The 1,837-nt window shown below is 71.7% G+C and carries 2 protein-coding genes; both read right to left on the minus strand.

The genetic code is table 11. From position 1 onward, the window contains the following. Window positions 1-126: 126 nt before the first annotated feature. The gene (locus KDM41_18075; protein ID MCB1185331.1) at window positions 127-1,638 is read right to left on the minus strand and encodes a hypothetical protein; all 1,512 of its coding nucleotides are present in this window, start codon (window positions 1,636-1,638) and stop codon (window positions 127-129) included. After that, window positions 1,628-1,825 carry a helix-turn-helix transcriptional regulator gene (locus KDM41_18080; GenBank protein ID MCB1185332.1) on the minus strand — a complete coding sequence of 66 codons (198 nt, stop codon included), beginning with the start codon at window positions 1,823-1,825 and terminating at the stop codon, window positions 1,628-1,630. The genes KDM41_18075 and KDM41_18080 overlap by 11 nt, the downstream gene beginning before the upstream one ends. Window positions 1,826-1,837 lie beyond the last annotated feature (12 nt).

The following is a 1,837-nucleotide window of genomic DNA, read 5'->3' on the forward strand; positions in this document are numbered from 1 at the left end:
TGTTGTAGAGGGGCACGGCGACCCAGAGATCGGCGGCGGCGGCCGGGACCGAGGCCACCAGCAGCGCCGCGACCAGCCATCCCCGACGAGAGGTTCCCGACATCGTTCGGCTCCGTTTCCGGGGACCTACCACCGCAGCGAAAGGCAGGTGAGTCCCCCGTCCAGTTTGCGGAACTCGCTCGTGTCGAGTTCCCGGATCTCCAACCCCGTCGCCGCCAGGAGTTCCCGGGTGCGCGGATATCCCGACGGCGTGAGCAGCGTTCCGTTGAGGCGCAGCGTGTTGCCCGCGTACTCCTCGCCCGGCGGCACCGTCAGGACGCGGAAGCCGTCCAGCTCGGGCCGCCCCGTGAAGTCGGCCGTCACCAGCAGGGCCTCGCCCACCTCGTTCACGCTCGACTTGAAATGCAGGCCCGCGGCCACGGGCACCTGCGCGACCGTGTGCCCGTGGCGTTCCAGGATCGCCGCGAGCTGGGCGGCGCCGGCGGCATTGGTGCGCGCCGAGACGCCGATGAAGACGTGGTCGCCGTGCTGCAGCACGTCGCCGCCGTCGACGGTGCCCGGCGCCGCGATGCGCGCGACGGGCCGCTCGCCGAGGCCGGTCAGCGCCCCCGCGACGCTCTCCTCCTCGCCCCGCCGCGCCGGATGCCCCGGCCGCGTGATCACGGCGACCCGCGGCGTGACGATCGCGGTGTCCTCGACGAAGTGGGCGTCGGGGAATCCCGGCAATGCGTCGAGCACGGTCACCGCGAGCCCGGCCTCGGCCAGCGCCGCCACGTAGGCCGCGTGCTGGGCCGTGGCGAGGGCGAAGTCCGGCGCCGCCTCGCCGGAGGCGGCCAGGTCGAAGGTCGTCTGGCCGGCGGCGAAGTCGGGGCCGGGGCGGCGGCAGAGGGCGCGGGCGAACGTCGTCACGCGTCGTCCCCCTGCGCCGCTTCGCGGAAGAGCGCGATGGAGGTGACGCCGAAGATGATGCCGTTCTGCAGGTGGCTCGCGGCGAAGTCCCAGGCGCTCGACGAGGCGCTGCGGTTGAAGACGAGCGGCGTCACGATCGCGGCCACCAGCAGCGCGACCATGATCCCGGCCCCCACCCGCGGCCACCGGCGCGTCAGGGTCGCGAGACCGAACATGAGAAGGGCCGAGACGGCGCCGGCGAGCAGGGCGTCGGCGAGCGAGACCGTGTAGTCGGGCCGCAGCACCGCCACCACCGGCGCCAGGTTCATGATGCCGGCCACGACGAGGATGCGGAACACGCCCTCGCGCGCACCCCAGTACTGGATCACGTAGCTGACGACGAAGACCCACATGGCGGCCGAACGGAAGAACTGCACCTCGAGCGGCCAGTGGCGGGTGTCGCTCGTCGCGAAGCCGCCGGACATCACCGCCACGTAGTTCACGGTCACGAAGAGCACCACGACGAGGGCCGCGTGGAAGCCGGCCCGATGCATGATGCCGCGCGCCCACTCGTCGGTGTCCTTCAGCACACCCACCTCGCGCAGGATGCTCGGCAGGAACACCACCAGGGCGATGATGCCCAGCAGGGACGGCGCCAGGTACTTGAGGAAGACCGCCGCCAGGGCCACGCCGAACGCCAGCCAGTCGGCCGACGGCAACCGCTTCAACGTCATCGTGCTCATTCCGCATCCCCCTCGTCGCTGAGTTCGAAGAGCTCGTGCACGGGCATCTCCAGCGCCCGCGCGAGCTGGAAGGCGAGCAGCGCCGACGGCACGTACTTGCCCTTCTCGATGGCCAGGATCGCCTGCCGCCGCACGCCGACCTTCCGGGCCAGGTCCTCCTGGGTGAGGTCGAGCCGAGCGCGGTGCTGCTTGATGTGGTTGCGAAG

The sequence above is a fragment of the bacterium genome (assembly GCA_020440705.1).
GTDB lineage: Bacteria > Krumholzibacteriota > Krumholzibacteriia > LZORAL124-64-63 > LZORAL124-64-63 > JAGRNP01.

What these genes read in the sequence shown, in the direction of transcription:
- KDM41_18075 (MCB1185331.1), bottom strand. Translation starts at nt 1,638, where the DNA reads ATGCGGAATGAGCACGATGACGTTGAAGCGGTTGCCGTCGGCCGACTG.